Origin of the sequence: Phocaeicola acetigenes (genome assembly GCF_027529745.1) — a bacterium.
GTDB lineage: Bacteria > Bacteroidota > Bacteroidia > Bacteroidales > Bacteroidaceae > Phocaeicola > Phocaeicola acetigenes.
On sequence record NZ_JAPZVM010000002.1, the window covers coordinates 449,156 to 476,063 of the forward strand.

The 26,908-nt window shown below is 41.2% G+C and carries 20 protein-coding genes; 6 read left to right on the forward strand and 14 right to left on the reverse strand.

Features of this window, described 5'->3' with window-relative positions; genetic code table 11:
- Positions 1 to 80: 80 nt before the first annotated feature.
- The 3 genes from groL to O6P32_RS04435 form a co-directional block, all read right to left on the reverse strand.
- Positions 81 to 1,718, reverse strand: coding sequence for a chaperonin GroEL (gene groL, locus O6P32_RS04425; RefSeq protein WP_178266362.1), 1,638 nt, complete (start codon positions 1,716 to 1,718; stop codon positions 81 to 83).
- Between the two features lie 42 nt (positions 1,719 to 1,760).
- Positions 1,761 to 2,033 carry a co-chaperone GroES gene (locus O6P32_RS04430; protein WP_178266361.1) on the reverse strand — a complete coding sequence of 91 codons (273 nt, stop codon included), beginning with the start codon at positions 2,031 to 2,033 and terminating at the stop codon, positions 1,761 to 1,763.
- A 263-nt stretch (positions 2,034 to 2,296) separates the two neighbouring features.
- Positions 2,297 to 4,957 (reverse strand): TonB-dependent receptor domain-containing protein, encoded by a 2,661-nt coding sequence (locus O6P32_RS04435; RefSeq protein WP_269877011.1) that lies wholly within the window; start codon positions 4,955 to 4,957, stop codon positions 2,297 to 2,299.
- A gap of 356 nt (positions 4,958 to 5,313) precedes the next feature.
- Between O6P32_RS04435 and lgt the strand changes: the two genes are divergently transcribed.
- From lgt to O6P32_RS04465, 6 genes are all read left to right on the forward strand, one after another.
- Positions 5,314 to 6,135, forward strand: a complete 822-nt coding sequence (gene lgt, locus O6P32_RS04440; protein WP_269877012.1) for a prolipoprotein diacylglyceryl transferase — start codon at positions 5,314 to 5,316, stop codon at positions 6,133 to 6,135.
- A complete protein-coding gene (gene rmuC, locus O6P32_RS04445) occupies positions 6,135 to 7,529 on the forward strand; it encodes a DNA recombination protein RmuC (protein ID WP_178266358.1) in 1,395 nt (464 codons plus the stop codon). Before lgt ends, rmuC begins: the two co-directional genes overlap by 1 nt.
- A 16-nt stretch (positions 7,530 to 7,545) precedes the next feature.
- A complete protein-coding gene (locus O6P32_RS04450; protein ID WP_178266357.1) occupies positions 7,546 to 8,487 on the forward strand; it encodes a hypothetical protein in 942 nt (313 codons plus the stop codon).
- The gene (locus O6P32_RS04455; protein ID WP_269877013.1) at positions 8,478 to 9,143 is read left to right on the forward strand and encodes an ABC transporter ATP-binding protein; all 666 of its coding nucleotides are present in this window, start codon (positions 8,478 to 8,480) and stop codon (positions 9,141 to 9,143) included. Before O6P32_RS04450 ends, O6P32_RS04455 begins: the two co-directional genes overlap by 10 nt.
- An 11-nt stretch (positions 9,144 to 9,154) precedes the next feature.
- The gene (locus O6P32_RS04460; RefSeq protein WP_269877014.1) at positions 9,155 to 10,555 is read left to right on the forward strand and encodes a S41 family peptidase; all 1,401 of its coding nucleotides are present in this window, start codon (positions 9,155 to 9,157) and stop codon (positions 10,553 to 10,555) included.
- Positions 10,556 to 10,916: 361 nt separating this feature from the next.
- Positions 10,917 to 12,557: an ABC-F family ATP-binding cassette domain-containing protein gene (locus O6P32_RS04465; protein ID WP_269877016.1), complete on the forward strand. Its 1,641-nt coding sequence runs from the start codon at positions 10,917 to 10,919 to the stop codon at positions 12,555 to 12,557.
- 126 nt (positions 12,558 to 12,683) lie between these two features.
- Here O6P32_RS04465 and O6P32_RS04470 read toward each other — a convergent pair whose 3' ends face one another.
- From O6P32_RS04470 to O6P32_RS04520, 11 genes are all read right to left on the reverse strand, one after another.
- Entirely contained in the window at positions 12,684 to 14,147 is a 1,464-nt protein-coding gene (locus O6P32_RS04470) for a potassium/proton antiporter (RefSeq protein WP_269877050.1), read from the reverse strand.
- A 312-nt stretch (positions 14,148 to 14,459) separates the two neighbouring features.
- Positions 14,460 to 15,476, reverse strand: a complete 1,017-nt coding sequence (locus O6P32_RS04475; protein WP_269877018.1) for an ABC transporter ATP-binding protein — start codon at positions 15,474 to 15,476, stop codon at positions 14,460 to 14,462.
- The gene (locus O6P32_RS04480; protein WP_269877019.1) at positions 15,476 to 16,522 is read right to left on the reverse strand and encodes an iron ABC transporter permease; all 1,047 of its coding nucleotides are present in this window, start codon (positions 16,520 to 16,522) and stop codon (positions 15,476 to 15,478) included. Before O6P32_RS04480 ends, O6P32_RS04475 begins: the two co-directional genes overlap by 1 nt.
- 4 nt (positions 16,523 to 16,526) lie before the next feature.
- Complete coding sequence (locus O6P32_RS04485; protein WP_269877020.1) at positions 16,527 to 17,660, reverse strand: ABC transporter substrate-binding protein; 1,134 nt, start codon at positions 17,658 to 17,660, stop codon at positions 16,527 to 16,529.
- Positions 17,661 to 17,678: 18 nt separating this feature from the next.
- Entirely contained in the window at positions 17,679 to 18,245 is a 567-nt protein-coding gene (locus O6P32_RS04490) for a chromate transporter (protein WP_178266351.1), read from the reverse strand.
- A 1-nt stretch (position 18,246) separates the two neighbouring features.
- Positions 18,247 to 18,810: a chromate transporter gene (locus O6P32_RS04495; RefSeq protein ID WP_178266350.1), complete on the reverse strand. Its 564-nt coding sequence runs from the start codon at positions 18,808 to 18,810 to the stop codon at positions 18,247 to 18,249.
- Positions 18,811 to 18,812: 2 nt separating this feature from the next.
- On the reverse strand, positions 18,813 to 22,778 hold the full coding sequence (locus tag O6P32_RS04500) for a response regulator (protein ID WP_269877023.1): 3,966 nt from the start codon (positions 22,776 to 22,778) through the stop codon (positions 18,813 to 18,815).
- Between the two features lie 79 nt (positions 22,779 to 22,857).
- On the reverse strand, positions 22,858 to 23,451 hold the full coding sequence (locus tag O6P32_RS04505; protein ID WP_269877025.1) for a response regulator transcription factor: 594 nt from the start codon (positions 23,449 to 23,451) through the stop codon (positions 22,858 to 22,860).
- Between the two features lie 4 nt (positions 23,452 to 23,455).
- Entirely contained in the window at positions 23,456 to 25,102 is a 1,647-nt protein-coding gene (locus tag O6P32_RS04510; protein ID WP_269877026.1) for an NAD(P)/FAD-dependent oxidoreductase, read from the reverse strand.
- Between the two features lie 13 nt (positions 25,103 to 25,115).
- The gene (gene radA / locus O6P32_RS04515; RefSeq protein WP_178266346.1) at positions 25,116 to 26,489 is read right to left on the reverse strand and encodes a DNA repair protein RadA; all 1,374 of its coding nucleotides are present in this window, start codon (positions 26,487 to 26,489) and stop codon (positions 25,116 to 25,118) included.
- Positions 26,490 to 26,609: 120 nt separating this feature from the next.
- Positions 26,610 to 26,908: hypothetical protein (locus O6P32_RS04520; protein ID WP_269877027.1), on the reverse strand; the 299-nt coding region annotated here is incomplete at its 5' end.

Below are 26,908 nucleotides of genomic sequence, written 5' to 3' on the forward strand. Positions count from 1 at the left end.
TCCGACGCAAAGCGCCGGACTTTTTTGTTTGAGTATGAGGAAGGGAAGCTGAAGAGACTTCCCTTTGTTGTATGTCAGAATTACATCATGCCGCCCATACCGCCCATTCCTGGAGCAGCCATTGGCATTTCAGGTTTTTCTTCTTTCTTTTCTACAATGACACATTCTGTTGTCAGGAACATACCTGCAATAGAAGCTGCATTTTCCAAAGCTACACGAGTAACCTTAGCAGGATCTACTACACCGGCAGCGTGCAAGTGTTCGTATACATCGGTACGTGCATTGTAACCGAAGTCACCTTTACCTTCACGTACTTTCTGAACAACTACTGCACCTTCTTTACCAGCATTGGCTACAATCTGGCGAAGCGGTTCTTCGATAGCACGTTTGATGATTTCGATACCTGTAGTTTCGTCAGCATTGTCACCTTTCAAGCCTTCCAAAGCATCGATGGCACGGATGTAAGTTACACCACCACCCGGTACGATACCTTCTTCGATTGCTGCACGAGTTGCGCACAATGCATCGTCTACACGGTCTTTCTTTTCTTTCATTTCTACTTCGCTGGCAGCACCTACGTACAATACAGCTACACCACCAGACAACTTAGCCAGACGTTCCTGCAGTTTTTCTTTATCATAGTCTGAAGTAGAGTTCTTCATTTCAGCCTTGATCTGTGCAATACGTTCCTGAATCAGTTCTTTCTGACCGGCACCGTTTACGATAGTAGTATTTTCTTTAGATACTGTAACTTTGTCGCAAGTACCCAACATTTCCAATGTAGCCTGTTCCAGTTTCAAGCCTTTTTCTTCGCTGATAACTACACCACCAGTCAATACGGCAATATCTTCCAGCATTGCTTTACGACGGTCACCGAAGCCCGGAGCCTTCACAGCACAGATCTTCAACTGACCACGCAGACGGTTTACAACCAAAGTAGTCAACGCTTCGCTGTCTACATCTTCTGCGATAACCAACAACGGACGTCCACTCTGTACAGCTGGTTCCAAGATAGGCAAGAAATCTTTCAAGTTGGAAATCTTCTTGTCGTAAATCAAGATGTAAGGATGCTCCATTACACATTCCATCTTTTCTGTGTCGGTTACGAAGTAAGCAGACAAGTAACCACGGTCGAACTGCATACCTTCTACTACACCGATAGTTGTATCTGTACCCTTAGCTTCTTCGATGGTGATTACACCGTCTTTAGAAACCTTGCGCATAGCATCAGCAATCAACTTACCGATAACAGGATCGTTGTTTGCAGAAATAGTAGCAACTTGTTCAATTTTATCGTAGTTGTCGCCTACAGTTTCAGACTGAGCCTTGATTGATTCAACAACCTTAGCAACGGCTTTGTCGATACCACGTTTCAAATCCATTGGGTTGGCACCTGCAGTAACGTTCTTCAAACCTACACCTACGATAGACTGAGCCAATACGGTAGCAGTAGTTGTACCGTCACCGGCATCATCACCAGTTTTAGAAGCAACTGATTTTACCAACTGTGCACCAGTGTTCTGGAACGGATCGCTCAATTCTACTTCTTTAGCTACAGTAACACCGTCCTTAGTAATGTGAGGAGCACCGAACTTCTTTTCGATAATTACGTTACGTCCTTTCGGGCCGAGAGTTACTTTTACTGCATTAGCCAATTCGTCTACACCTTTTTTCAACTGGTCGCGAGCGTCGATGTTGAAGAGAATATCTTTTGCCATAATGATTTTTCCTTTCTTTTATAATTACTATTTATTCATTAATTATCCCAATACTGCCAATACATCACTCTGACGCATCATCAGGTATTTTACACCTTCAAATTCGATTTCAGTACCAGAATATTTACCATACAATACAGTATCACCAACTTTCAAGACCATTTCTTCGTCTTTTGTGCCATGACCTACTGCTACAACTTCACCTTGCAAAGGTTTTTCTTTTGCTGTGTCAGGAATAATGATACCACCTATTGTTTTTTCTTCTGCAGGAGCCGGAAGAATCAAGACTCTGTCTGCTAATGGTTTAATGTTCATAGTTCTATATTTTTTATGTATTTATACTTATTTGTTTTCTTTCGCTGTACGAAAGCACTGAGGATATAGCGAAAACTGTGCCAAAGTGCCGAACTGCCAAAGTGTCATTTGTTGTATGGCATAATGTGTGTATTTATGGCAGATAAAAAGTATAAAATTAGGACTATCTTCATTTGTGAACTGCATCTTATTAAATGATGAATTAGTCCATGAATGAAGATAGTCCTAAAAGGAAATTTATTTTTAATGGATAAAATAGAGATTTACAATCGGTCTATTTCTTTAAAATCTTGCTCATGAGTTCTATTCTTTTCCTTTCCGAAGCGATAGGATATATTCAATTTTATTTGTCTTGATTCTCCTTTTCCCCAGTTCCAAAGTTGGAAACCGCTGAAAGAGCTGTAGCTATTCCAGTTACTTGTCCAGAACATATCCGTAAGCGAGAGGTTCACGGTCAGTCTTTTTTTCATAAATGATCTGCTTAAAGCCATATCAATATAACCGCTTGGATCCATTTTTTCATTGGAAGCACCCGGTCTTTTGGTAATGTATGAACCATTTAGTTCAAATTGTATTTTCCATGGAAGACGAAATGTATTCATCATTGTGAAAATACCGGCAAATGCATCTTGTTTAAACTCTCTGTATTGATCAAAAGCGATATCTTTATTTACATAGTAGCCAATAAGATTTAAGTTTAGATCCCACCATGAAAAAGGGGTGAGGCCTTGATTAAAAGTCAGAGATAATTGCTGTTGTTTACCTATGTTTTTGGGTGTCATTATTACTTTATTGGTAGATAATGTATCTGTTATCTGTGCCTTATAGTCTTTCATATATGTATAAGCTACAGAAAGTGAACTGCGTTTATAATTGTATGTAAAGGAAGTCCTATGTGTCTTTTGTGGGGAAAGAAATGGGTTTCCTTTCCAATAGGATAATTCATCCAACAGATATTCAAAAGGGTTCAGGTCTTGATAAGCCGGGCGATCAATACGACTGCCATATCCGACTGAAAGAGATTGCTCTTCACCAATCTGATAGTTAAGATTTACAGAAGGAAACACATTGAAATAATTGCGTTTGTTATCTTTGTCATTCAATCTGTCTATTGTATATAGACGGCCGTCAGACCAAGTTTGTTCACCTCGCAGTCCAAGTTCCAAATTTAATCTTTTGTTGATTGGGTACGAATAAAGCAGATAAGCAGCCAGTATCTGTTCTTTATAAGTAAAATCGTTAGACTGTGTAGCATCAATATATTCTTCATTATTCTTTATTTCAAAAAACTTATATCCATTATCAGCATTGACGTGGGAATACTTGATACCGGATTTAAGTTCACCAGATCCGATTTTATGTTGTTGGTTATACGATAAAGCATAAATATGAATATTCCTGCTATTGACTGACTTATATAGAAGATCGCTTGTTGTTTCACCATTCGGGAGTTTATATGTATTGGGTTGTAAGTTTCCTGATCCTCCGTCGAACCATGCATAATTGGCATCTATTGTATATTTAACTCCTTCTTTGGGGGTAGAAATGTAATAAAGGTTAGCTCCATATCTGTTACCTTTTTGCATATAATATTCGTTTTGCGCATAAAGAATTTGCTCCAAAGTGTTACTTTCCAAATCTCTGATTTTTGTAATTGTGTTTGTCCGTCCTGGTCCAAAAAGAGTGTTGGCTGTAAGTTGTCCGCCTATTGTATTGTTGTCATTTACTTGATATTCAAAATCGAGATTACCAGCTATGGTTTTACGCTTATCTGTATCTTTTGTAGGACTATAGTAATCTTTCCCCGATTGTATACGATGCATTCCATAGTCTAAGTCATAATAGCCAAACTGGTGATGATAGTTTCCCATCAAGCTGAATTTGCCTTGTGTGTAGCTGAATGACAGTTCTGTATTCTGACGGAGGTTCTTCCAGTAGGAAATGCCATTATTCATAGAAAAAGAGTAGCCTTCTGTCGGTTGTTTTTGAGTATTAATGTTGATAATACCTCCAGATCCCTCAGCATCATATTGTGCAGATGGATTGTTTATTACCTCTATGGAAGTGACTGATGTGGATGACATCGATTTGAGCATGGAAACAAGTTCTTCTTGTTGCATGTATGTAGGCTTCCCGTTGAAAATAATCAAGACACCGTTTCTGCCTCCTATACTCACATTATCATTTCCGTCAACAAATACACCTGGGGTTTTCTTTAAGACTTCCAAAGCTGAACTTCCAGCCAATGTAGCACTGTTTTTGGGAAAGAAAATCGTATTGCCATTTACCACACGTATCGATGGTGTCTGTTTTTCTCCTATAACAAGGACATCCTCAAGCATAATACTTGATGACCGTAACATGATATTTGATGCAGTATCCTTCTTTATCAGAAAAGGAGAACTTAAGTAAGGAGAATATCCTAAACAGTTTATATATAATTGAATTCTTCCTTTTGCCTTAATTTTGAATTGTCCTTTTGTATCGGTTATACACTGATTGTATGAAGCTCCTGTTTGTGGATTTATTATACTTACAACTGCAGCTTCTACTGGAATATTCAAAGAATCTTTTACAGCTCCAGACAATATATGTTCTCTTTCTTTTTCTTCCTTAGCAGTATCTCCTTTTTTAATGATATAAGTGTTGTCATTTACCTTCTTACAGGTAAGTGGTTTTCCGGATAATATGAATTCCATTACTTTATCGAAGGACACATCCTTTAAGTCGCATGAAACTTTAAATTGCTCTATATCTTTATAGTAAAATAAAATATGAGAGCCGCTTTTATTTTCTATGTTTTTCAAGGCTTCAGCCATTGGAACATTATGTAATTCTATATTGATAGATTCAGTAGTCTGTGCATTCAAATAGGAGGTACACAATAGGTAAAAGGCTAAAATAGGTGTCAATCTTAATTTCATAAAGTCAATTTTTAATGTTTGATATAAATACGAATGACACGATGAATCGGGTACCCGTTTTTAGAATTATTTTTCAATTATTTTTGCTAATGATTGTTTGTGAAAGATGATTTTTAATTCCACAAACATATATAAAAATTCCAGTCTTTTGTTGAGGCTGTTGGAAAAGAATTTTTTCTACTTTCTTTTCGAAAAACCTGATTGGTGCAAAAAGGTTATAGAACTTGCTCATGTTGTATACAGAACTAAAAAAAACAGACTGCCTCATTGTGTAAAAATTCGGATAAAGTAAGTAGGCACTCTTCTGTTTTCCGATAAAGCAGTATCTTTATACCGGATTTTTAAAATAGAATAATATGTTAGCACAGATTCATTGGAATCCCGACCCGGTGATTTTCCAAGTATTGGGTTTTGGACTTCGTTGGTATAGCCTGTTCTGGATGATTGGACTGGCAGCTGCTCTGGTAGTAGCAGGAAGAGTGTTCAAGGCAAGAGGTTTGTCGGAGAACGACTTCAACCGGCTGTTTGTATATTGTGTGGTAGGTATTTTTGTTGGAGCACGTCTGGGGCACTGTTTGTTTTACGACTGGGCTTATTTCTCTCAACATCTGGCAGAGATAATACTTCCCGTACGCTTTTTGCCCGATGGAGGATGGAAGTTTATCGGTTATGCAGGGTTGGCAAGCCATGGCGGTACGTTGGGGCTGATTATAGCATTGGTTTTGTATTGCCGGAAGACGAAGATGCACTTTCTGGATGTGGCAGACATCATCGCACTGGCTACTCCGTTGACAGCAGGATGTATCCGTATTGCCAATCTGATGAATTCTGAAATTATAGGTCTTCCCTCGGATATGCCTTGGGCTTTTGTGTTCGAACGGGTAGATATGCACCCCCGTCATCCGGCACAACTTTACGAGGCGTTGGCTTATTTCTGTATCGGTTTGCTGATGTGGTATCTGTATCGTACCCAGAAGGAACATTTGCATCGGGGATTTTTCTTCGGCTTGTGTCTGACTACCATCTTTGTATTCCGTTTCTTCATAGAGTTTATCAAGGAAAATCAGGAAAGCTTTGAGGATGGCATGATGCTGAATATGGGACAGTGGCTCAGTATTCCTTTTGTAGCAATAGGTATTTATTTTATGATTCAAGGATATAAGAAGGAGAAAAAATAATGGATATGGTAATATATATAGTGTTAGGATTAATACTGGGTGGCGTAATGGGATACCTGTGGGCTGCACGACAGATAGGAACGCTTCGTGGACAGATACAGGTGCAACAGGAGCAGATGCAAATGCAGCAGGGGCATATGCAGGAATTGCTGGCTGCCGGAAAGGAACAGCAGGCTGTGCAGGCCGGACAGATACAGCACTTGCAGCAGGAGTACAATGATGCGCAGCAGGAACTGGCTACTGTTAAGGCAGAGAAAAAAGCACTTGAAGAGAAACTGGAGAGCCAGAAAGAAGAAGTGGCGGCTTTGCATAAGCAGTTTAATCTGGAGTTTGAAAATATAGCCAATAAGATATTTCAGCAGAAAACGGAAAATTTCAACAAGCTGAGTGCAGAGAGTCTTGCTTCGTTGCTGAAACCGTTTGGGGAGAATCTGAAAGAGTTTAAGCATCAGGTGGAGGAAGTGTACGACAAGGAGTCGAAACAACGCTTTTCATTGGAAGACCGTATTAAAGAGTTGGTTTTGCTGAACAAGCAGATTAGTGACGATGCCAATAACCTGACCCGGGCTTTGAAGGGAGATTCGAAAGCACAGGGAAACTGGGGAGAAATGATTCTGGAATCAATTCTCGAAAACTCGGGGTTGAGAGAAGGGGAGGAATATTTCCGTCAGGAGTTTCTGAAAGACGAGAACGGAGAACCTTTGCGTAATGAGAACGGACAACGTATGCAGCCTGATGTGCTGGTGGTATATCCGGATAACCGTCAGGTGATTATTGACTCGAAAGTTTCTCTCACCGCTTATGTAAATTATATAGGCAGTACGGACAAGGCAGAACAGGAGCAATACTTGAAAGCACATCTGGCTTCTGTAAAGGCGCATATTGATGAATTGAGCCGGAAAGATTATTCTAAATACAATGTATCTTCATTGGATTTTGTCATGATGTTTATCCCGAACGAGCCGGCGTATGTACTGGCTTTGCAGAGCGATGCCAACCTGTGGAATTATGCGTATCAGAAGAAGGTGGTACTGATGAGTCCGACAAATCTGATTGCTGCGCTGCGCCTGGCACTCGACTTGTGGAAGCGGGAATATCAGGAAAAGAATATTCAGGATATTGTGAAGCGTGGTACGGCTTTGTATGAAAAACTGGTGGGCTTCACCGATACGTTTGAGAAGATAGGGGATACATTGAAGACAGCTTCTTCGGCCTACGAGAATGCCTTGGGACAATTGGTTACCGGAAAGGGAAATGTTATCCGTCAGGCAGAGATGCTGAAGGGACTGGGTATAACTCCGAAGAAGAAGTTTTCTGCACGCTTACAAGGAAAACTGGCAGAGGAAAGTGAGGAAGATGCCTCGGTTGCCGAACTTCCTGCATCTGAAGGATAGAGTCACTTTTGAGATTATGGAAGAAAGCATTTCACTTTATCTGAATCTGCGCTCAAAACAGATTGTGCGTGTACTTGCAGGCATCGGACCGTTCCGGTGTCTGTTTCTTATCAGTATTGCTGCCATCCTGTTTTATGCTTTTACGAAAGTAACGAGTGTATGGGTATTGTCAGTGTGTTATCTGCTTATGCTCTGGCTGTATCATAACAGTAGAAAAGACAAGGGTTTTCTGTCTTTACAGGTGCATGGAATCAAAGGATTGTTTACGGCAGAATATTTATTGCTCGGTTTACCGTTTATTATTTCGGGGATAATTGCTGCAAATTACATTTCTTTACCGGTTATCATACTGATTGCGGTAGTTATGCCGTGGATTCACCCTGTCAGGTTTCATTCTATAGTTCTGCCTATACCCTTATTATGCAGTGGGGATTTGCTGTATAGAAGGATGTTCCGGAAACAAGTACCACTGTATGCGGTATTGCTCTTTCTGTCTTTCATGGGAGTACTGCATGACAATATCAATCTCTGTAAAGTATGTCTGATATTGTGGGGAGCTATTCAGGGAACTGCATATATGGTGACGCCACCGAAGCATGAACTCTCTGTCTATAACAGTTTCGGAATGTATCAGCTGATACTGGTCAAATCAGGGCTGAGGAATATCTTTATAACCATGTTCCCACTCATTGTACTTATTCTTGTGTTGAGACACGATACTGAAGCTATACTTTTCTGTCTTGTACTGTTTTCTTCGACATTGTTATACCAGTGGAATATGGGCATGGCAAGATTCTCCTTTGAGACACAAACAGTAATGGGAATATACTGGCTGCTTTTCCCGTTGCCCTTGTTTTTAGTTTCGATTATAACCCCAGTCGTACTGATTCTTTATTTGGCTTTGAATATAGGCCTTACACTTTCAGTCAAGAAAAAATATAAACATATATGGAACTGATATATATAAAAGAATTGAGCAAGTCATACGGTAAGACAAGAGTGCTTGACAAGCTTTCCGTTTCTTACGAATCCGGAAAAATCTACGGACTGGTGGGAGAAAACGGAGCCGGGAAAACTACACTCTTCAATTGCATTATGGGGGTAACCGATTACGACGGTGAAATAAGGAAGTCATCCAAGATGGTCGTTGGTTATATGCCTGCTGAAAGCTTCTTCTACTCGCTTATTACAGGAAAGGAGTATCTTGAATTCTGCATTAAGGCCAAAGGGAAGAAGATGGATGCTAAAGCCATAGATTCCTTGAATAAAGTCTTTCAACTGCCATTGGAAAGATTCGCTTCGGACTATTCTACCGGGATGAAGAAGAAGCTTGCACTGATGTCCCTGCTCCTTCAGGAAAATGACCTGTACATTCTTGACGAACCTTTCAATGGGGTAGATCTTTACGGATGCATCCAACTTAAAAGAATCATACGCGAACTGAAAGACAAAGGGAAGACTGTCATAATATCATCGCATCTTATCAATACGTTACATGAACTGTGTGATGAGATTGATTTCCTGGATGCTCATGCCATCCGGAAAAGATATATTCAGGCATCAATTGATGAGATTGAGCAGGATATATTAAATAGGGAAAACAGTAATATGTAAAAAATGATATCATGATGGACAATAATACTTTTCATAAAATACCGGTAACCTTCTATGATGAAAGTTACAATAAATATCAGAATGAGGTAATGAATCTGTTGCGTTTTATCAGGTTATTTCATCCTGTCAGTATAGTTAATCCTGAGAGATTCAACAGATTTGAAAGACAGGCAGAGAAAGTTTGTCATGAAATGAAAGATGTGAAAGACTTGCAGCACTTCCAGTTTGCCTTAAATTCTCTGTTAGCCATACTTGAAGATGCGCATACTTATATCATCCCTGAAGGTGGATTAATTTATCCTTTTGAGATAAGATATTATGAAGGTTGTTTTTATCTGTATGCCATAGATTCAAAATATCCTGATTTCACGGGAAAAGAGATTGTTTCCATCAATGGTATACCTGTTAAAAATATCAGGTCGGCTATGCGTAAAGCAATGCCCTCGGAGAATGAAGTAAAAGCAGGGCTATGGGGTTTTTATCTGAATCGCAAAGCATTTCTGCATCAGATAGGAGTAGATACTTCAAAGGGAGTATGTCTTGGCTTTCACGATGGAAATAGTCTACTTTTTGAGTCGGAAACAGAGAATCGTTCCGGATGGCATCAGGTGAAGTTCCCTCCCTATCCTGTTACCGTGAAGCGTGATGATTTGTTCTCCTATCAGATAATTGATGATAAATGCTATCTGCAATTTAATGCGATGTATGATTTGCAGTCGTATTTACAACTATGTCAGATTACGGGTACCAAAGTTGAGAATAGTTATCTGAACTTTCTACCGTCATTTTTTGACTTTATAGATAAGATGGATTACGATATAAAGCAGCACCAAATATGGAAGCTGGTAGTTGATATGCGTTATAATGGTGGAGGGAACAGTATGCTTGGTGACCAGCTTCTCCAATATTTTGGCGTTGATACGGACAGCATATCAAAATATAAGACATTTGTCAGAAAATCAGATTTCCTTTTCAAGTGTATGCCTGATTTCTATGATTGCAGTAAATGTAAATCAGAAGAACTTATTCCGATGGGAGATTTTGAGAACTTACACTCTCTTCCGAAAATAAAAAATCGTTTCGAAGGAAAAGTAATATTCATACAAGGCCAGAATACCTTCAGCAGTGCAAACTATTTGCTTACAACTATAATGGACAATCATCTTTTCCCAACTGTAGGTACTCCGACTTCGCAGAAACCAACTTGCTTTGGTGATGTCTTGCCGGTTGAACTGCCATATACAGGTACAAAGGGATACATAAGTCACTCTTTCTTTGAGAGACCTGACGTGAACCGTAATGAGGATGATTGTTTATATCCTGATTTTCATATACCAATGTCTATGGATGAAAGGTTGAAGGGTGTGGATAAATGTTGGGAATGGATTGAAACGAATATGCTTAATGAGTGAAGCATAAACCTAAAGATAACGTAGAGATAACATAAACTGTTGTGCCTTGAATATACCTTTGCAATATAAGAATAATGTAATATTTACAGTTTATGAAAATTGGTTCTTATAAATATAGTCGTATAGATGAATGGTGAGGATAGCAATTGTTCTTCTTTTCTAAGATAGGATGTGGCTCGGCATTCATTTTGCTCAAAAGCAAGCTTTTGGCTTGGTACTGCGCCCGTCTTTCGCTATCTTTTCATAAGATAGGATACGGCTCGGCATAGTTCAAACTTGAAAACTTCGTTTTCCATTTGCCTCTGCACTCACCTTTCACTATCTTTGCACCTCATTATTAAAAACAAGCGTAAAAAGAAATATGGTATCAGTAGATGGACTTACCGTCGAGTTTGGCGGAACAACCTTATTCAGCGACATTAGTTTTCAAATCAACGAGAAAGACCGCATTGCCCTGATGGGAAAGAACGGAGCAGGTAAGTCTACCTTGCTGAAGATTCTGGCAGGGGTGCGTCAGCCTTCACGTGGAAAGGTAACGGCTCCGAAGGATTGTGTCATAGCTTATCTTCCACAGCATCTGATGACAGAAGACGGACGTACGGTGTTCGAAGAGGCTTCGCAGGCTTTCGCGCATTTGCGGGAGATGGAAGAGGAAATTGAACGCATGAACAACGAATTGGCTACGCGTACCGACTATGAAAGCGACTCGTATATGGCGCTTATCGAAAAGGTGGCGGCTATGAGCGAGAAGTTTTATGCCATCGACATGACTCACTTTGAAGAGGATGTAGAGAAGGCATTGCTGGGATTGGGTTTTGTGCGCGAAGATTTCAACCGTCCGACCAGCGATTTCAGCGGGGGATGGCGCATGCGTATCGAGTTGGCCAAACTGTTGTTGCAGAATCCGGATGTATTGTTGCTGGACGAGCCTACCAACCACTTGGATATCGAGTCTATCGGCTGGCTGGAAGAATTCCTTATCAACAGTGCCAAGGCAGTGGTGGTTATCAGTCACGACCGTAAGTTTGTAGATAATATTACGACACGTACCATCGAAGTGACAATGGGACGTATCTATGATTATAAGGTGAATTATTCGCAGTATCTGGTATTGCGCAAAGAGCGTCGCGAACAGCAGATGAAGCAGTATGAGGAACAGCAGAAGATGATTCAGGAAACGAAGGATTTCATCGAACGCTTTAAAGGTACATACAGTAAGACGCTTCAGGTACAGAGCCGTGTTAAGATGCTGGAGAAACTGGAACTGGTAGAAGTGGACGAAGAGGATACTTCGGCTTTGCGTCTGAAATTTCCTCCTTCGCCGCGTAGTGGAACGTATCCGGTGATTATGGAAGGTGTTGGTAAGAGTTATGGAGATCATGTAGTGTTCCAGAATGCAACGCTGACCATTGAACGTGGAGATAAAGTGGCTTTCGTAGGAAAGAACGGTGAGGGGAAGTCTACGCTGGTGAAGTGTATCATGAACGAGATAGAGCACGAAGGTACACTGACTTTGGGACATAATGTACAGATAGGGTATTTTGCACAGAACCAGGCTTCGCTGTTGGATGAGAATCTGACGGTATTCCAGACTATAGATGATGTGGCAAAAGGAGAAATCCGCAACAAGATACGCGATTTACTGGGGGCATTTATGTTTGGCAGTCCGGAGGCTTCCATGAAGAAAGTGAAAGTGCTTTCGGGAGGTGAACGTACGCGTCTGGCCATGATTAAGTTGTTGTTGGAACCGGTCAACTTGCTGATTTTGGACGAGCCTACCAACCATCTTGACATGAAGACCAAGGATATTCTGAAGCAGGCACTGATGGATTTCGACGGAACGCTGATTGTGGTATCACACGACCGTGACTTCCTCGACGGACTGGTAACAAAGGTGTATGAGTTTGGCAACAAACGTGTGAAAGAACATCTTTGTGGTATTTACGAGTTCCTTGAAACCAAGAAGATGGAAAGTTTGCAGGAACTGGAACGGAAGAAATAAAGGAAAGAAAACGGACGGTTGCCGGGTGAATAATCCGAAAGATTGGTTCGAGATAAGAATAGATATAGGAAGTGCCTCTTTGGGTGGAATGTTACTACCCGAAGAGGCACTTTTTTAATGGTGTATTTATTGAGCCTGTGGAACGCTCTTGTTTTCCGATATGATAAGCAGTTTGTCGCCGGCATGCAGTTCGGCTTGTCCGTTAGGAATCAGAAACTCATTGCCTCGTTTGATGAGCATGACCAATGTACCTTGCGGAATATGCATATCGGCCAGGCGGTTGCCGGATTTCAGCAATTCGGGGGTCAGTATTATTTCGTGCAGCTGAGAATCGATTTCATCGGGCAGTTCAATACCGAAATCATTTCCTTCTTTTTCTTGCGGAAGATCAAGCTTCAGCCATTTAGCTACTTTGGCTATAGTCATACCTTGCAGAACCAGCGACAACAGAGTGATGAAAAATACAATGTTGAACAACTGGTTGGAGCCGGGTATCTGAGCGATGACCGGATAAGTGGCAAAGATAATGGGAACAGCACCTCGCAATCCTACCCATGATACAAACAGACGGGCCTTGTGGCTGATGTGGCGGAAGGGAAGAAGACACGCAAAGATACTGACCGGACGGGCTATCACAATCATAAAGAGTCCGATAAGCAAGGCAACACCGGCAACATCGAGCAACTCGTGTGGGTTGACCAGTAATCCTAAGGTAAGGAACATGATTATCTGGAAAAGCCATGTCAGTCCGTCCATAAAGGTATTTATGTCTTTACGGAAGGCAAGTTTGGCATTTCCTACTACTACTCCCAAGATGTATACAGCCAGATAACCGTTTCCCTTTACAAAGTCAGTCAGAGTAAAGGTTATGAAGATGAGGCTTAACAGCAGGATGGGATACAGAGAGCTGTTGGAAAGGTTGATCTTATTAATCATCCAGATGGCAAACCGCCCGAATGCATAGCCTATAATTCCTCCAAATACAAACTGTGTAAACAGGCCTTGTCCGATGTGCCAGGCGCTAAGCTCGCTACCGCTACTGATAACTTCTATCAGTACGATGGTAAGCATATAGGCCATAGGGTCGTTACTTCCGCTTTCCAGTTCCAGCATAGGACGGAGATTTTCCTTTAAGTTCATTCGCTGGGAACGGAGCAGATTGAATACAGAAGCCGAGTCGGTCGACGACATGGTAGCTGCCAACAGCAGAGAAACCATAAAGGTCAGCTCAATGTTGGTGCTGTTCCATCCGGATATATAGAAAATGAATGTACCGGTAAGCAGGGTGGTAAGCAGAACGCCTACGGTAGAAAGCAGAATACCTTGTACCATTACCGGACGCACTTCTTGCAGTTTGGTATCCATTCCTCCTGTAAACAGGATGATGCTCAAGGCTACCATCCCTACAAACTGTGCATCAGAAGCACTGTTGAACTGGATGCCCAGTCCGTCGCTTCCGAAAAGCATACCGACGAGCAGGAATAGTAACAAGGTAGGAATCCCGAAGCGGTACCCTGTTTTGCTGATAAGGATACTGCAAAAGATAAGAATCGATCCGATAAGTAAAATGTTTTCTGCTGTAATCATAATCAATTATTTGTGTTTAGGTAGAATTACTTTTTGTGTTAACAAATGAAACTTGAGTCTTGTTCAATGCGGGTGTGTATCTCTTCTGTTAGGAACAACTACAGGCCATGTAGGAGTTTTCCAGAAATGGCTTTTGTAGTACCGCCACTACTTACAAGTGAGTACTGGAGTTTTTCCTTGTGAGTACTGGACTTTTTTCAAGTGATGAGTACACTACTCACTTGTAAGTACTGCATGAGGAGTATTTTCTGTCGTCGGATGGTTTCCTTTTTTCTTCCTGAGGTAAACTGACAAAGGAACAAGTCTCGCTGAATTTTAGCGACAGGCAATTTCCTTCAGTAGTTCCTCAAAAGACTGAAACTGACAGGTGATGTGATTTACGTCCGTATACTTGATATCGTATGGAGAATGGATTTCCAAAGCCGGAAAGGCTTTTTCTTCCGTTTGCGGCATACAAAGATAACCATTGCGGTTCAGCGCATTTTCTGTCCAGTGGCGTAAGGTTTCGTTTTCAGCCTTAAGGTAGATTCTTTTTTCTCCTTTCACTGTAGGAGAGTAGATACCGTGCATCAGGTCGAAACGGATGTCTTCGTGGGGGAAAAGACTATCCATCCGATTATGTAAAATCAAATCTTCGGTTACTCCGCACTGTAAGCCTTCTTCGCGCGTCAGCAACCACAGGCGGTCGGATAAAACAAGAGCCTGCTCAATGTCGTGGGTAGAGAGAAGGATGGCTTTTTTTTCTTCCGAAGCCAGACGATGAAGCAGAGTCATAATCTCAATGCGGCTGACCACATCGAGGAAAGCAGTTGGTTCATCGAGTAGGATCAGTGGACATTCCTGTACCAGTGCTTTGGCAATCATGACTTTCTGTCGTTCTCCGTCCGAGAGTTCGGCTGTATAGCATTGTGCCTTGTGGGCTATTCCTACAGCATGAAGCGCATGATGAACCAACTCCTTATCTTCCTGACGCAATCTTCCGAAGAAACCGGTATGAGGTTGGCGTCCTAAGGCAACCAGTTCGTATACTGTAAGTCCTCCGGCTTGTGTCTTGTCTGTCAGCACTACACCGATGGTGCGCGAACGTTCTCGCTCGCTATATTCGGATAGAGGTTTTCCCAAGAGATGAAGATGTCCCGATAAAGCCGGCTGTGCGGCAGCAAGCGTACGGAGTAAGGTCGACTTTCCGGCTCCATTGGCTCCTAAAAGACAAGTCAGCTCACCTTGCCGAAGCTGGAAATTCAGTCGGCTATGTATCGTTTGCTCTTGTTTTCCCTGTCGATATCCGATACTTACATCTTTTCCTTCGATGACAATCTCTGTTTGCTTCATTAGTTAAAGTATTGAATCTTCCGTTGGTTAATAATGACATAGATAATGACAGGTGCTCCGAGAATAGGAGTCACTGCATTGAGGGGAATGATGCCGGCATCTCCGGGCAGGATGCAGATAAGATTGCAGAGCAGGGCAATGGCACTGCCTGTAAGCAGGGTGACGGGCATCAGTGAATTGTGGTTGGAAGTGCCCAGCATCAGCCGGGTAATATGGGGAACTGCCAGTCCGATGAAGGAGATGGGACCGCAAAAAGCGGTGGTAGTAGCTGTCAGCAAACCGGTAGCAATGAGCAGCAGACTACGGATGCGGCGGATATTGATACCTAGGTTTTCTGCGTACCGTGTACCCAAAAGCAAGGCATTGAGGGGCTTGATAAGCAGAATGGCAATGAGAAGTCCTGCCACTATGCAGAGTGTGAAATAAGGAAGAACTTCTGAAGAAACGCCGCCAAAATTTCCTAATCCCCAGATGACAAATGACTGGATACCTTCGGCTGTAGAGAAAAAATTCAGTAGCGAGATAACAGAAGAAGTGACGTATCCAATCATGATACCGGTGATGAGTAACATGATATTGTTTTTGATGAGAGTAGACAGGAAGATAATAAGTGCCATGATGACAATGGCTCCGATAAAGGCACTGGCTATGACAGATAGAAATCCGGACAAAGCAAAGGTGCCGGCAGTAATGCTTCCTCCTCCGGTGAGCATAATCAAGGCTACACCAAGGCTGGAACCGGAACTGATTCCTAAGATGGATGAGTCTGCCAGAGGGTTATTGAAGACTGTCTGTAGCATTAGGCCTGAGGCGGAAAGAGCGGCTCCGCAAAGTAGGGCGGTAATGCTTTGTGGAAAGCGGGACTCCCAAATGATAAAATTCCAACTGGCTTTCTCTGAGGTTTCTCCCGACAAGATTCGTAGTACCTCGCTGAAGGGAATATCGACAGAACCGAATATTAAATTGGCAAAAAGTAGCAATACAATCACGACAGACAATGCGATGCCGTAAGTATATCCTTTATGGTTTAAGGGGTATACGTTCATAGGTCTATTCGTTGAGTGAGTGGAAATAGCGTGACTGGTAGTCTGGCAATAATTCTGGATGGAAGATTTTTACGAAGTCTTTCAACAGATATTCCGGATGAAAAGGAGATTCTTCGTAGAAACGGATGTAGTGGGTGTTGCATCCGTAAATCTGACGGTTTTTAAAGGCTTCGAATTGTGCATATAATACATCTTCTTTTTTTAGCTCTGTATAGGTCTTGTCTTTATCCTGATTGTATTTGATGAGCCAGAAATCAGCATCTTGTGCTTTGTCAAGAACGACTTCAGCCGACAAAGCTACCGATCCGCTTTGTGGCAGTTGGGAGAAAACATAGCGTGCACCGGCATCAGCAAAGAACCGGCTGGTTGTACTGTTGCCTCCTGCTACATACCATGTAGAACCGATTTTCAGTTCGCTGAATACGGAAGGACGTTCTGATAAGGAGGAAGTCTTTGATTTTATATCGGAATATTCTTTTTCTACTTGAGCAAATAACGAATCGGTTTTGTGCTCACATCCGTAAAGAAGGCCGAAAAAGCGCATCCATTCTGCCCGCCCCAGTGGTGATGTTTCCATGTAGTCGGCACATTCGATGATAGGTATATTCAGTTTTTCTATCCGTCCGTATCCGTTGCTGTTTTCGTAAGGGGAAAGAAGGATGGCATCCGGATGCATGTCGATAATCTTTTCGATATCCGGACTCATACTGTTTCCTGCATCGGTAATTTTCCCGCTTCGGCAGCCTTTTTGGATAGAGGGTATGCTTATATAGGAAAGATCGCATACACCTTTTATCTGATTGACGGCTTCCAGTTCGTCTAACAGGCTGCAATGAACAGAAGAATAGACGAGGGAACGTGAGAGTGGAACTTGTACAAGGGTACCTTGCGGGAGTGAACTAGGCTGAGGTTTCGACTTATCAGTCAGAATGTAAGTGCGTAAGACTTTAGTTGTATCCCACGGATTCCGAAGAGTGGCAAGGGTATAGTTGTTGTACTTGACGATACATAGGTTTTTGGCATATTTCAGTGTCAGAGTATCTCCTTCTGATTTCGGAGAACTGGATTGTTTCCGAGCTCCGCAGGCAGAAAGTAGAAGACATAAAATCAGGTAAAGGGGAAAAATTGTATGTTTCATGGTTATAAATGGCTTGAATTAATTGAATATGAAATAACCTGCAGCACCACAGATTACAATGAGTAAAATGGGGTTGACCTTGTAGCGGTAGGAGGCTAAAAATGCTCCTGCAAATAAAATGCAACTGATTATAATTTGTCTGGTATCTGTTCCGAAGTTCTCACCATTCATTAATACAAGAGCGGCTGCAGCCAGCAATCCGACTACACCAGGACGAAGTCCGCTGAAGACAGAAGCGATAATCGGATGTTTTTGGTATTTTAAAAAGAATTTGCTGATAGTTATCATTAAAATAAAAGAGGGGAGTACTACTGCACAGGTGGCCAATACGGAACCTAATACTCCTATGGCGTGCGAATAACCGGCATTGACTACTGCACTATATCCTACATAAGTGGCCGAATTGATACCGATAGGACCGGGAGTCATCTGACTGATGGCTATGATGTCTGTAAACTCGGAAGTAGAAAGCCATTCGTAACGGGTTACCACTTCTCCCTGAATCATGGAAAGCATGGCGTATCCTCCACCGAATCCGAACAGGCCTATTTTAAAGAATGTATAAAACAGTTGTAAGAAAATCATTTTATTTTTCCTCCTTTAGTTGATTTTGTTTATTTCTCTGGAAACGTCCGTATAAGTATCCTCCCAATCCGCTAAGTATAATAATGTATATAGGGGAGAAATCAAGCAGCCAGATAAGTAGGGCAGAAACAACCGGTATCCATAAATTATATCGGTTGATACGGGCTGATTTGGCCATTTTGAAGGTGGGAACAGCTATTAAGGCTACCACAGCAGGACGGATCCCTTTAAAAATACTCTCTACTGCCGAGTTGTCTTTCATCTGCTGGAAGAATAAAGCAATAGCCAGAATAATGAAAAAAGAAGGTAGGATTGTTCCTAATGCCATCCAAAAAGCTCCCCAGAATTTTCGTAGTTTATAACCGATGAAGATGGCTATGTTGACAGCAAAAATACCGGGCACCGTTTGGGCTAAAGCCATTAAGTCGAGGAAATCACTTTGTGAAATCCATTTTCGTTTATTTACAAGTTCTGTCTCTATCAAAGGGACCATTGCGTATCCTCCTCCGATGGTAAAAATACCAATGCGGAAGAAGATGAGGAATGATTTAATGTAAAAATTCATAATCAGTTATTCTGTTTCATATATGTGCTGGGAGGAACCCCATAAAATTTTTTAAATACATCGGTGAAGTATTTGGGATCAGAAACTCCTACCATTTCTGCTACTTCTGTCACGGAGTATTGCTTGCTTTTTAGTAAAATTGCAGCTTCTTTCATTCGGATGTTTCGGATGAAGTCGGCAGGGGGAATACCTGTCAGTGCTTTCATCTTGTTATAGAAGCTGGTACGGCTCATATTCATGGACGCACAAAGTATGTCTACATTCAGTTCTGAACTTAATTTTTCTTTGACCAAGGCTGTGACTTTTTGCATAAACTCATCATCTAGATTAGATAATTGAGGAAATTCCGTTTCGTTCTCTGTTTCTGTTACGGATGGGTTTACTTGTTGGAAACGAGTACGAATAAGTTCTCTGTTTTCAAGCACATTACTGATATTTGCTTTCAGCACGGTAAGGTCGAATGGTTTTACAATGTACATATCGGCCTTTGTTTCCAATCCTCGTAAAATATGTTCCCGGTCTCCTAATGCTGTGAGCAGGATAATGGGGATATGGCTGGTTTCAATATTGCTTTTAATTATTTTGCAGAGTTCTTCTCCGCTCATGACAGGCATCATCACATCTGAAAGGATAAGATCTGGTTGTTCTTTCTTTATCTTTTCTATGGCTTCTTGGCCATTTTCGGCTCCTGTAACACGATATTGGGCAGACAAACTTTGCAATAAGAAAGAGCGCAGACTGTTATTATCTTCCACAATCATAATAAGTGGAGCTTCTGAATTTTCTTTTTCAGTGATAATAGGGTCTATGTTTTCTTGTAATAATAAGGCGCTTGACACATCCTGCGGAAGTGAATCACTCTTGTATTGATAATTGTTGCTTTTGATAGGGAAAGTCAGTTGGAAGGAAGAGCCAACATTTTCTGTGCTATTGAAACTGATTTTTCCTTCATGATTTTTAATAAGCCGATAGGTCAACAGCATTCCTACCCCCGAACCGGTAATCAGCTGATTCGTGGCATTGCTTCCTCTGAACAGAAATTTGAATAATTTTTTCTGATCTTGCTTGGGAATGCCAATGCCGGTATCTGTTACAACGACGGTCCAGTTGTTTTTAGTGTGAGAAGCTTCTACCGTAACACTGCCTCCCGAAGGTGTGTATTTTAATGCATTGCTGAGCAGATTGCGCAGAATAGAATCCATTTTATTGCAGTCAATCCACACATCGAGGTGCTCAAAATTACTTTTATATTGTAGGTTAAGCCCCTTTTGTTTGGCGTAGTTTTCAAATTGAAGAAGATAAGTATGCAAATATTGATTAAGTTCCTGCTTGCTGACTATAACACTGGAACTGTATAACTCTTCTTTTTGAAAATTCATCAAATTATTAGCCAGGTTGGATAGGTTATCGGTATTTTGCATGGCTAGATTGATGTTAACTAATCCCTGTTCCGACAATTGCTCATTCTTAAGAATTTCTCCCAATGGAGCTTTTATCAATGTCAGTGGAGTGCGTATGTCATGGGCTGTATGAACAAAAAAGTTGATTTTTTCCTGAGATGTTTTTCGTTCTCTTTTTATAATTTGATAGCGCATGATGCCGTATGCAATACCAATGAGCAGTAATGCATAAATCAGAAAAGCCCAAAATGTGAACCAGAATGGACGTTCTACAATAATCTGTATGCTACGTTCTTCTAACACTTGGTTGTTATCCAGTAGGATGGAACGTACCTTAAGGGTATAGTTGCCGGGAGAAAGGTTGGTATATCGGATTATATTGTTAGTAGAAGGTTGTGTCCAATGCTCATAAAAGCCCTCTAGTTTCCAACTGTATAAAATATTGGATGGATTATCGTAATTGATAGATGACACATTGAAGGAAAATGTGTTTTGGTTGTATTCCAGTTGAATGGTAGAAGTCTCGTTCAAAGGCTTTTGTAAAGGTGAATTCTTTTCTTGAGGGTATACAGTCTGATACATGATACTCAAATTATTGAATACCATGTGTGTAGAAAAGTTACGAGGAAAAGTGATGCTGTCTGGTAAAATGATAGCTCCTTCGTTGCTTCCAAAAATCAGATATCCGTTATTCGTATGTACAGCTGCATTTTGATTGAAATTAGCTGATAGTAAACCTTGTTCTTTTGTCCAGTTGATGAATAAATTTTCTTTTGTATCGAACTGCGACAGTCCGTTTTCTGTTCCTAGAATCAGATTTCCCTGTTTGTTCGGAATAATGCAATAGATATTATTGGTAATCAATCCACTATTATCTTGATAGTAGTGGATATGTGTATTTTGTTTATTATCGAAGATAAATAATCCGTTTCCATAGGTACCGATATAGGTTTTACTGCCATCATTGGTTTGATAGATACAGTTGACGCATCCGGTATTAGGAAGATTGTCGTAGGTTATAAATTCTTTTTTCAACTTATCAAAAATATAGAGTCCGTTGATAGTTCCTATCCAAAGTGATTGTTCGTCTTTATCTTTGATGCAAGTAATAGGGTAAGCTGTATTGTACCGATTGCTTTCCTTGGTTTGTAAGTTATAAGAACGCAAGCTGTAGAATCCTCCACTCCATATTGTGTTACATTGGTCGCGGTGAATGCTGCGTATATATTTGTCGGGAGTTTCTCCTTTGGTAACTGCCGGCTGAAATGAGAATGTTACTTTTCCGGTTCGTTTATTGATTTGGTAAGTTCCCGACATATATCCTCCGGCGACAATAATTCCTGGCTCCAGTTCACACAGGGATATAAAGATACGATTATCATTGGGGGTATCCTTACTGGATGGTGCGAGGTAGTTTTTCCATTTCTTTTCACTGACATCGAAGCAGCTGATACCGTTACTTGTAGCGTACCATGTATCTCCCTCAGAGTCTTGTAAAATTGCATTTATTCTATCGTCGATAAGAGAGTTTTGGTTTGTTCTTGACTCTTTTATCCATTCGTAGCCAGGATATTTTTCAGAATATACGGTAATGCCTGTAGGATAAATAACATTCCATATACGGTGAGCTTTATCAATATAAATATCTTTGATAATGCTTCCGTTCATTTTATTAGGCTTTTCGTAATCTTCTTTTAAGAAGTGTTCAAGCTGGTGAGTCTTCAGATTTAATTTATAGACTCCATCTCCGTCTGTGGCTATCAACACTTCGTATGGGGTTTTATATGGCTTAATGGTGTTGATGCCTACATCTTTTAGTGTGTTTTCTAATTTGCAGATTTTATTTTCGTGTGGTGTATAGACGTATAAACCATTCATCAGAGTACTGATAATTAGTTTGTCGGTATTCTGATGATAGTAGATGTAATTGATCAGGCGCATATTGCCTATATCCACATTTTCTATTTTGGTTACTGTCTTCTGATCGGAAAAAGTAATTCTATATATAGTCTTATTGGTCGCAAAATAGAATATACCCTTTTGGGCTTCGGTTATACCCATGATATTTTCTTTTATATTTTCCGATAAAATTTGCGACTTCTTAGTCTTTGTATGGAATCGGATTATATTATTTCCACAGCAAAACCAGATATAATCCTTTTTATCAAAATAAACTGTTGATATAGGAGTTTGTTTTAGGTGAGGATATTGATCGTGTAAATCGAAAACTAATTGAAAAGAGTCTTTGAGTGCATTAAAACGGAATACATAGCCGTCTTTTCCATACTCCCAAAGGATGCTGTCCGAATCTATATGGAGGGTATTAAGATCCGGATAGAAATTCATGACCCTTTTAGAACTCTGTAGTTTATAGTGGTAGAATTGTTTTCCGTCATATCGGTCTATTCCCTTGTGAGTCAAAATCCACATATATTCTTGTGGATCTTGTTGTATGGATAATACCCGCCGGCTGCTCAATCCGTTTTCCATTTCAATATATTGAAAGATTTGTGCGCGTAGGGGTAGTAATGTCAGTAGAAAATATATAGTTATAAAAAATTTTTGCATAACATCTTATATCATAAGCACATTATGCAAATGTCGGAAAAATCGGTGGGCTATCAAAATAATTTAGACTTTATTACACTTATATTCGGTCGGCTTCTATGTAGCCGTGCATTACGGCATAAATAGCCAGTCCGGCAATGGATTTAATACCTAATTTGGCTGTAATGTTTTTGCGGTGGGTTATGACGGTGGTCTGCCCGATATTCAGCTTTTCTGCTATTTCTTTATTGATAAATCCTTTGGTCAACAGGATTAGCACTTCTATTTCCCGGGGGGATAATTCGTGTTCTTCTGCTGGAGACGCAGAGGAATGGGGGTGTTGAGAGGAGTTATGTCCATGGGTATGCAATTGCATAAGAGATAGAATCAGTTGCTCTCTGGGGAGACTGATATTCAGATTGGGAATGTTGTTTTTGAGTAGAGGGTGTTCGTTGGTGGACAATACAATTGCTTTGGGAAAGCGTTCAAGGAAGAAAGAGGTATGCTCAAAATATATGTGAATAGACACAAAATAGTGAGCATACATATCGGGAGTATCATCTATCAAAGCTGCAAAGCTTGGAAACACACGGATGATAGCATCAGGAATCAACTCTTCCAGAATGGTCTGTAGTCCTAATGCTGTCAGTGTGTTCGGCTCGATTATTGCTATTTCGGGAGTCTTGTTTATCATAACTTTAACTTAAATATGCTGCAACGGCTTCTGCGCAACGTTCTCCATCAATACCTGCTGAGACTATACCACCTGCGTAACCTGCTCCTTCACCGCAAGGGAATAAACCTTCGATTGTCACATGCTGTAAGGTCTCAGTATCACGTACAATACGTATAGGAGCAGAAGTGCGTGTTTCTACGGCAATCATAACTGCTTCGTTGGTTAGAAATCCTCTTGAACTTTTTCCAAAAAGTTGGAAACCTTTGCTCAGACGTTCGCTGATGAAAGGGGGCATCCAAAAGTGTAAAGGAGAAGAAACCAGTCCGGGACTGTACGAACTCTTAGGAAGATCATAGCTCAGTTTTTTTTGAGTAAAGTCTACCATTCGTTGCGAAGGGGCTGTTTGGCGCATATTGCCTTGTTGCCAGCATAGTTGTTCCAATTGTTCCTGGAATCGCATGATAGACAAAACATGAAGATTATCTTTTTCTTGTTTGCCGGATGCCTGGATAAGGGCTTCTGTTTGTGCCAGTTCGGAACCGGGTATCAGTTCTCCAAGTGTCAGTTGAAGGTCGGGGTGGAGCAGATCTTCAGGGCGAATTTCTACTACCATGCCAGAGTTACTCCATTTTGTACCACGGTTGCTGGGGCTCATTCCGTTTACTACCAATTGGTGCGGACCGCTGGCTGCCGGAACAACGAAACCTCCCGGACACATACAGAAACTGTATACCCCTCTGCCGTCTACTTGTTGTACAAAACTGTATTCGGCTGCTGGCAAATATTTTCCTCTTCCGTTTTTATTATGGTATTGTATTTGGTCTATTAAAGCAGATGGATGCTCCAAACGAACTCCGACTGCAATTCCTTTGCTTTCAATAGGTACTTGGTGGGAGTATAACCAGCGGTATACGTCTCTTGCCGAGTGACCTGTAGCGAGAATTACGGGACCTTTAAAGATTTGTCCTGTATGGGTTTCAATTCCTATGATTTTATTGTGTTCTATAATCAGAGCATCCATTCGGGTCTGGAAATGTACTTCACCTCCGCAAGCAAGAATAGTGTTGCGCATATTTTCGATGACGCGGGGCAATTTATCTGTTCCGATATGAGGATGTGCGTCTACCAGAATAGAGGTACTTGCTCCGTGTTGGCAGAATACATTTAATATCTTGTCGACATTTCCACGTTTTTTACTGCGGGTATAGAGTTTCCCGTCAGAGTATGCACCCGCTCCTCCTTCTCCAAAACTGTAGTTGGATTCGGAGTCTACTTTATGCTCGCGGCTGATTCTTGCAAGGTCTTCTTTTCGGTCGCGTACATTTTTTCCTCGTTCAACAACGATGGGGCGCAGACCAAGTTCTATCAGTTTAAGGGCTGCAAAGAGACCTCCTGGGCCTGCTCCTACAACAATGACGGATGGCTTGTCTGATACATTTTTATATTCTGTAGGAATATACTCTGTTTCGGTTGGTTCTTCGTTGATGAACACACGAATCTTCAGATTGATAAAGATTGTACGTTGGCGGGCATCAATGCTTCGCTTCAATATGCGTATAGCATGGATGGTACGTATATCGATGCCTTTCTCCCGACCGATATATTGTTTTAACGATTGCTCGTTTGCTGCCTGTTCTGGCAGTACTCTTATTTGGTATTCGTTTATCATATTTGAGATGAAGTTATCCGAACAGCTGACGGAAAGCTTCTTCTACTTTCCGGACAGGGACAAGTTCGATTTTTATTTTTTTTCTATCCAATCCTTGTAAATTGTGCTTGGGGACAAGCATACGGGTAAATCCGAGTTTTTCAGCTTCGCTGATACGTTGTTCGATACGGTTGACCGGACGTATTTCTCCACTTAATCCTACTTCTCCTGCCATGCACACTCCAGCTTCTATTTCAGTGTCCATATTGCTGGACAAGATGGCACTGATGACTGCCAGGTCGATAGCCGGATCGTTTACTTTTAGTCCTCCTGCTATATTCAGAAATACATCTTTCTGGGCCAGTTTGAAACCTACTCTTTTTTCGAGTACAGCCAGAAGCATGTTCATGCGGCGCAGATCGAATCCGGTCGCTGAGCGTTGAGGCATTCCGTAGGCGGCAGTGCTCACCAGGGCTTGTACTTCGATAAGGAAAGGACGGATGCCTTCTACTGCGCAGGCAATGGCGACTCCGCTCATTCCTTCATGGTCTTGAGTAAGTAATAGTTCGGAAGGATTGCTTACCTGACGTAATCCATCTTGTCGCATTTCGTAGATACCTAATTCGGCCGTACTTCCGAAGCGGTTTTTAATACTTCGCAAAATGCGGTACATATAATGTTGGTCACCTTCAAACTGGAGAACAGTATCTACAATGTGTTCCAAAACTTTAGGGCCGGCAATGCTTCCTTCTTTATTAATATGTCCGATTAGTATGACAGGAGTTCCCGTCTCTTTTGCGAATTTAAGGATAGAGGCTGAGCATTCACGTACTTGTACAATGCTGCCTGGAGAAGAATCAATGCTTTCCGTTGAAATAGTTTGTATGGAGTCGATGATAACTAGGTCGGGTGCAGTGTTCTTTATATGAGTGAAGATTTGTTCTAAAGAGGTTTCACATGCAATTTGAAGATGATTTTCTTCGGGGTGTGGAATGCGGTCTGCACGCAGTTTGAGTTGGCGGGCACTTTCTTCTCCCGAGATATAAAGTATCTTTTTGTCTTTTAAACGTAAAACCGTTTGTAAGACAAGGGTGGACTTTCCTATACCGGGTTCTCCTCCAATCAAAGTTAGTGAACCTTGCACTAGTCCTCCACCCAATACGCGATTGAGCTCTTCATCGTACATGTTGATACGCTGTTCATCGCTCGATACAATTTCTTTCAGATACTGTGGCTTTGAGTGAACGGATTCTATACCACGTGCTACATGTTTGGCTACGGGTGTCTCTTTGCGTACAACTTCTTCTACAAAAGTATTCCATTGTCCACATGCAGGACATTTACCGGCCCATTTAGGGGATTCTTGTCCGCAATTAGTACAGATATAGATTGTTTTTTCTTTTGCCATAAAGCGTAGGGACGAATAGAAATTATGTTAGTCTATAGATTTACAAAGGTAGATATTTATCAGAATTAATAAGGTAGGTGATGAGAAAAAAGTGAAGTTTGATTGTTGTTTTGTGTTTTCTTATTGTGGAATTGGAGATTTTTGTGGATTGATTGCTTGAGGAGCATGTGAGGACAACTGGAATGCATCGATGAAAAGTATGAATGTACTATAATTGATGGTGAATTGAGGCCTTTGTTGGCTTAAAAAACGCGACTTGTCGCGTTGGCTGATGCGACAAGTCACGTAAGGCAACGATACAAGTATCGATAGCTCACGCGACAAGTCACGTTTTTTGAGGTTATTATTGGGGTTAAGTTTTACTCCGAATAATTCTTCCGGATGCTGTTTTCCGGTTGAAGACACAGAAAAAAATGGGA

Excerpts from the sequence above, each read along its gene's own strand:
- groL (WP_178266362.1), bottom strand. The coding sequence starts at position 1,718 with ATGGCAAAAGATATTCTCTTCAACATCGACGCTCGCGACCAGTTGAAA.
- O6P32_RS04430 (WP_178266361.1), bottom strand. The coding sequence starts at position 2,033 with ATGAACATTAAACCATTAGCAGACAGAGTCTTGATTCTTCCGGCTCCT.
- O6P32_RS04435 (WP_269877011.1), bottom strand. The coding sequence starts at position 4,957 with ATGAAATTAAGATTGACACCTATTTTAGCCTTTTACCTATTGTGTACC.
- lgt (WP_269877012.1), top strand. The coding sequence starts at position 5,314 with ATGTTAGCACAGATTCATTGGAATCCCGACCCGGTGATTTTCCAAGTA.
- rmuC (WP_178266358.1), top strand. The coding sequence starts at position 6,135 with ATGGATATGGTAATATATATAGTGTTAGGATTAATACTGGGTGGCGTA.
- O6P32_RS04450 (WP_178266357.1), top strand. The coding sequence starts at position 7,546 with ATGGAAGAAAGCATTTCACTTTATCTGAATCTGCGCTCAAAACAGATT.
- O6P32_RS04455 (WP_269877013.1), top strand. The coding sequence starts at position 8,478 with ATGGAACTGATATATATAAAAGAATTGAGCAAGTCATACGGTAAGACA.
- O6P32_RS04460 (WP_269877014.1), top strand. The coding sequence starts at position 9,155 with ATGATGGACAATAATACTTTTCATAAAATACCGGTAACCTTCTATGAT.
- O6P32_RS04465 (WP_269877016.1), top strand. The coding sequence starts at position 10,917 with ATGGTATCAGTAGATGGACTTACCGTCGAGTTTGGCGGAACAACCTTA.
- O6P32_RS04475 (WP_269877018.1), bottom strand. The coding sequence starts at position 15,476 with ATGAAGCAAACAGAGATTGTCATCGAAGGAAAAGATGTAAGTATCGGA.
- O6P32_RS04480 (WP_269877019.1), bottom strand. The coding sequence starts at position 16,522 with ATGAACGTATACCCCTTAAACCATAAAGGATATACTTACGGCATCGCA.
- O6P32_RS04485 (WP_269877020.1), bottom strand. The coding sequence starts at position 17,660 with ATGAAACATACAATTTTTCCCCTTTACCTGATTTTATGTCTTCTACTT.
- O6P32_RS04490 (WP_178266351.1), bottom strand. The coding sequence starts at position 18,245 with ATGATTTTCTTACAACTGTTTTATACATTCTTTAAAATAGGCCTGTTC.
- O6P32_RS04495 (WP_178266350.1), bottom strand. The coding sequence starts at position 18,810 with ATGAATTTTTACATTAAATCATTCCTCATCTTCTTCCGCATTGGTATT.
- O6P32_RS04500 (WP_269877023.1), bottom strand. The coding sequence starts at position 22,778 with ATGCAAAAATTTTTTATAACTATATATTTTCTACTGACATTACTACCC.
- O6P32_RS04505 (WP_269877025.1), bottom strand. The coding sequence starts at position 23,451 with ATGATAAACAAGACTCCCGAAATAGCAATAATCGAGCCGAACACACTG.
- O6P32_RS04510 (WP_269877026.1), bottom strand. The coding sequence starts at position 25,102 with ATGATAAACGAATACCAAATAAGAGTACTGCCAGAACAGGCAGCAAAC.
- radA (WP_178266346.1), bottom strand. The coding sequence starts at position 26,489 with ATGGCAAAAGAAAAAACAATCTATATCTGTACTAATTGCGGACAAGAA.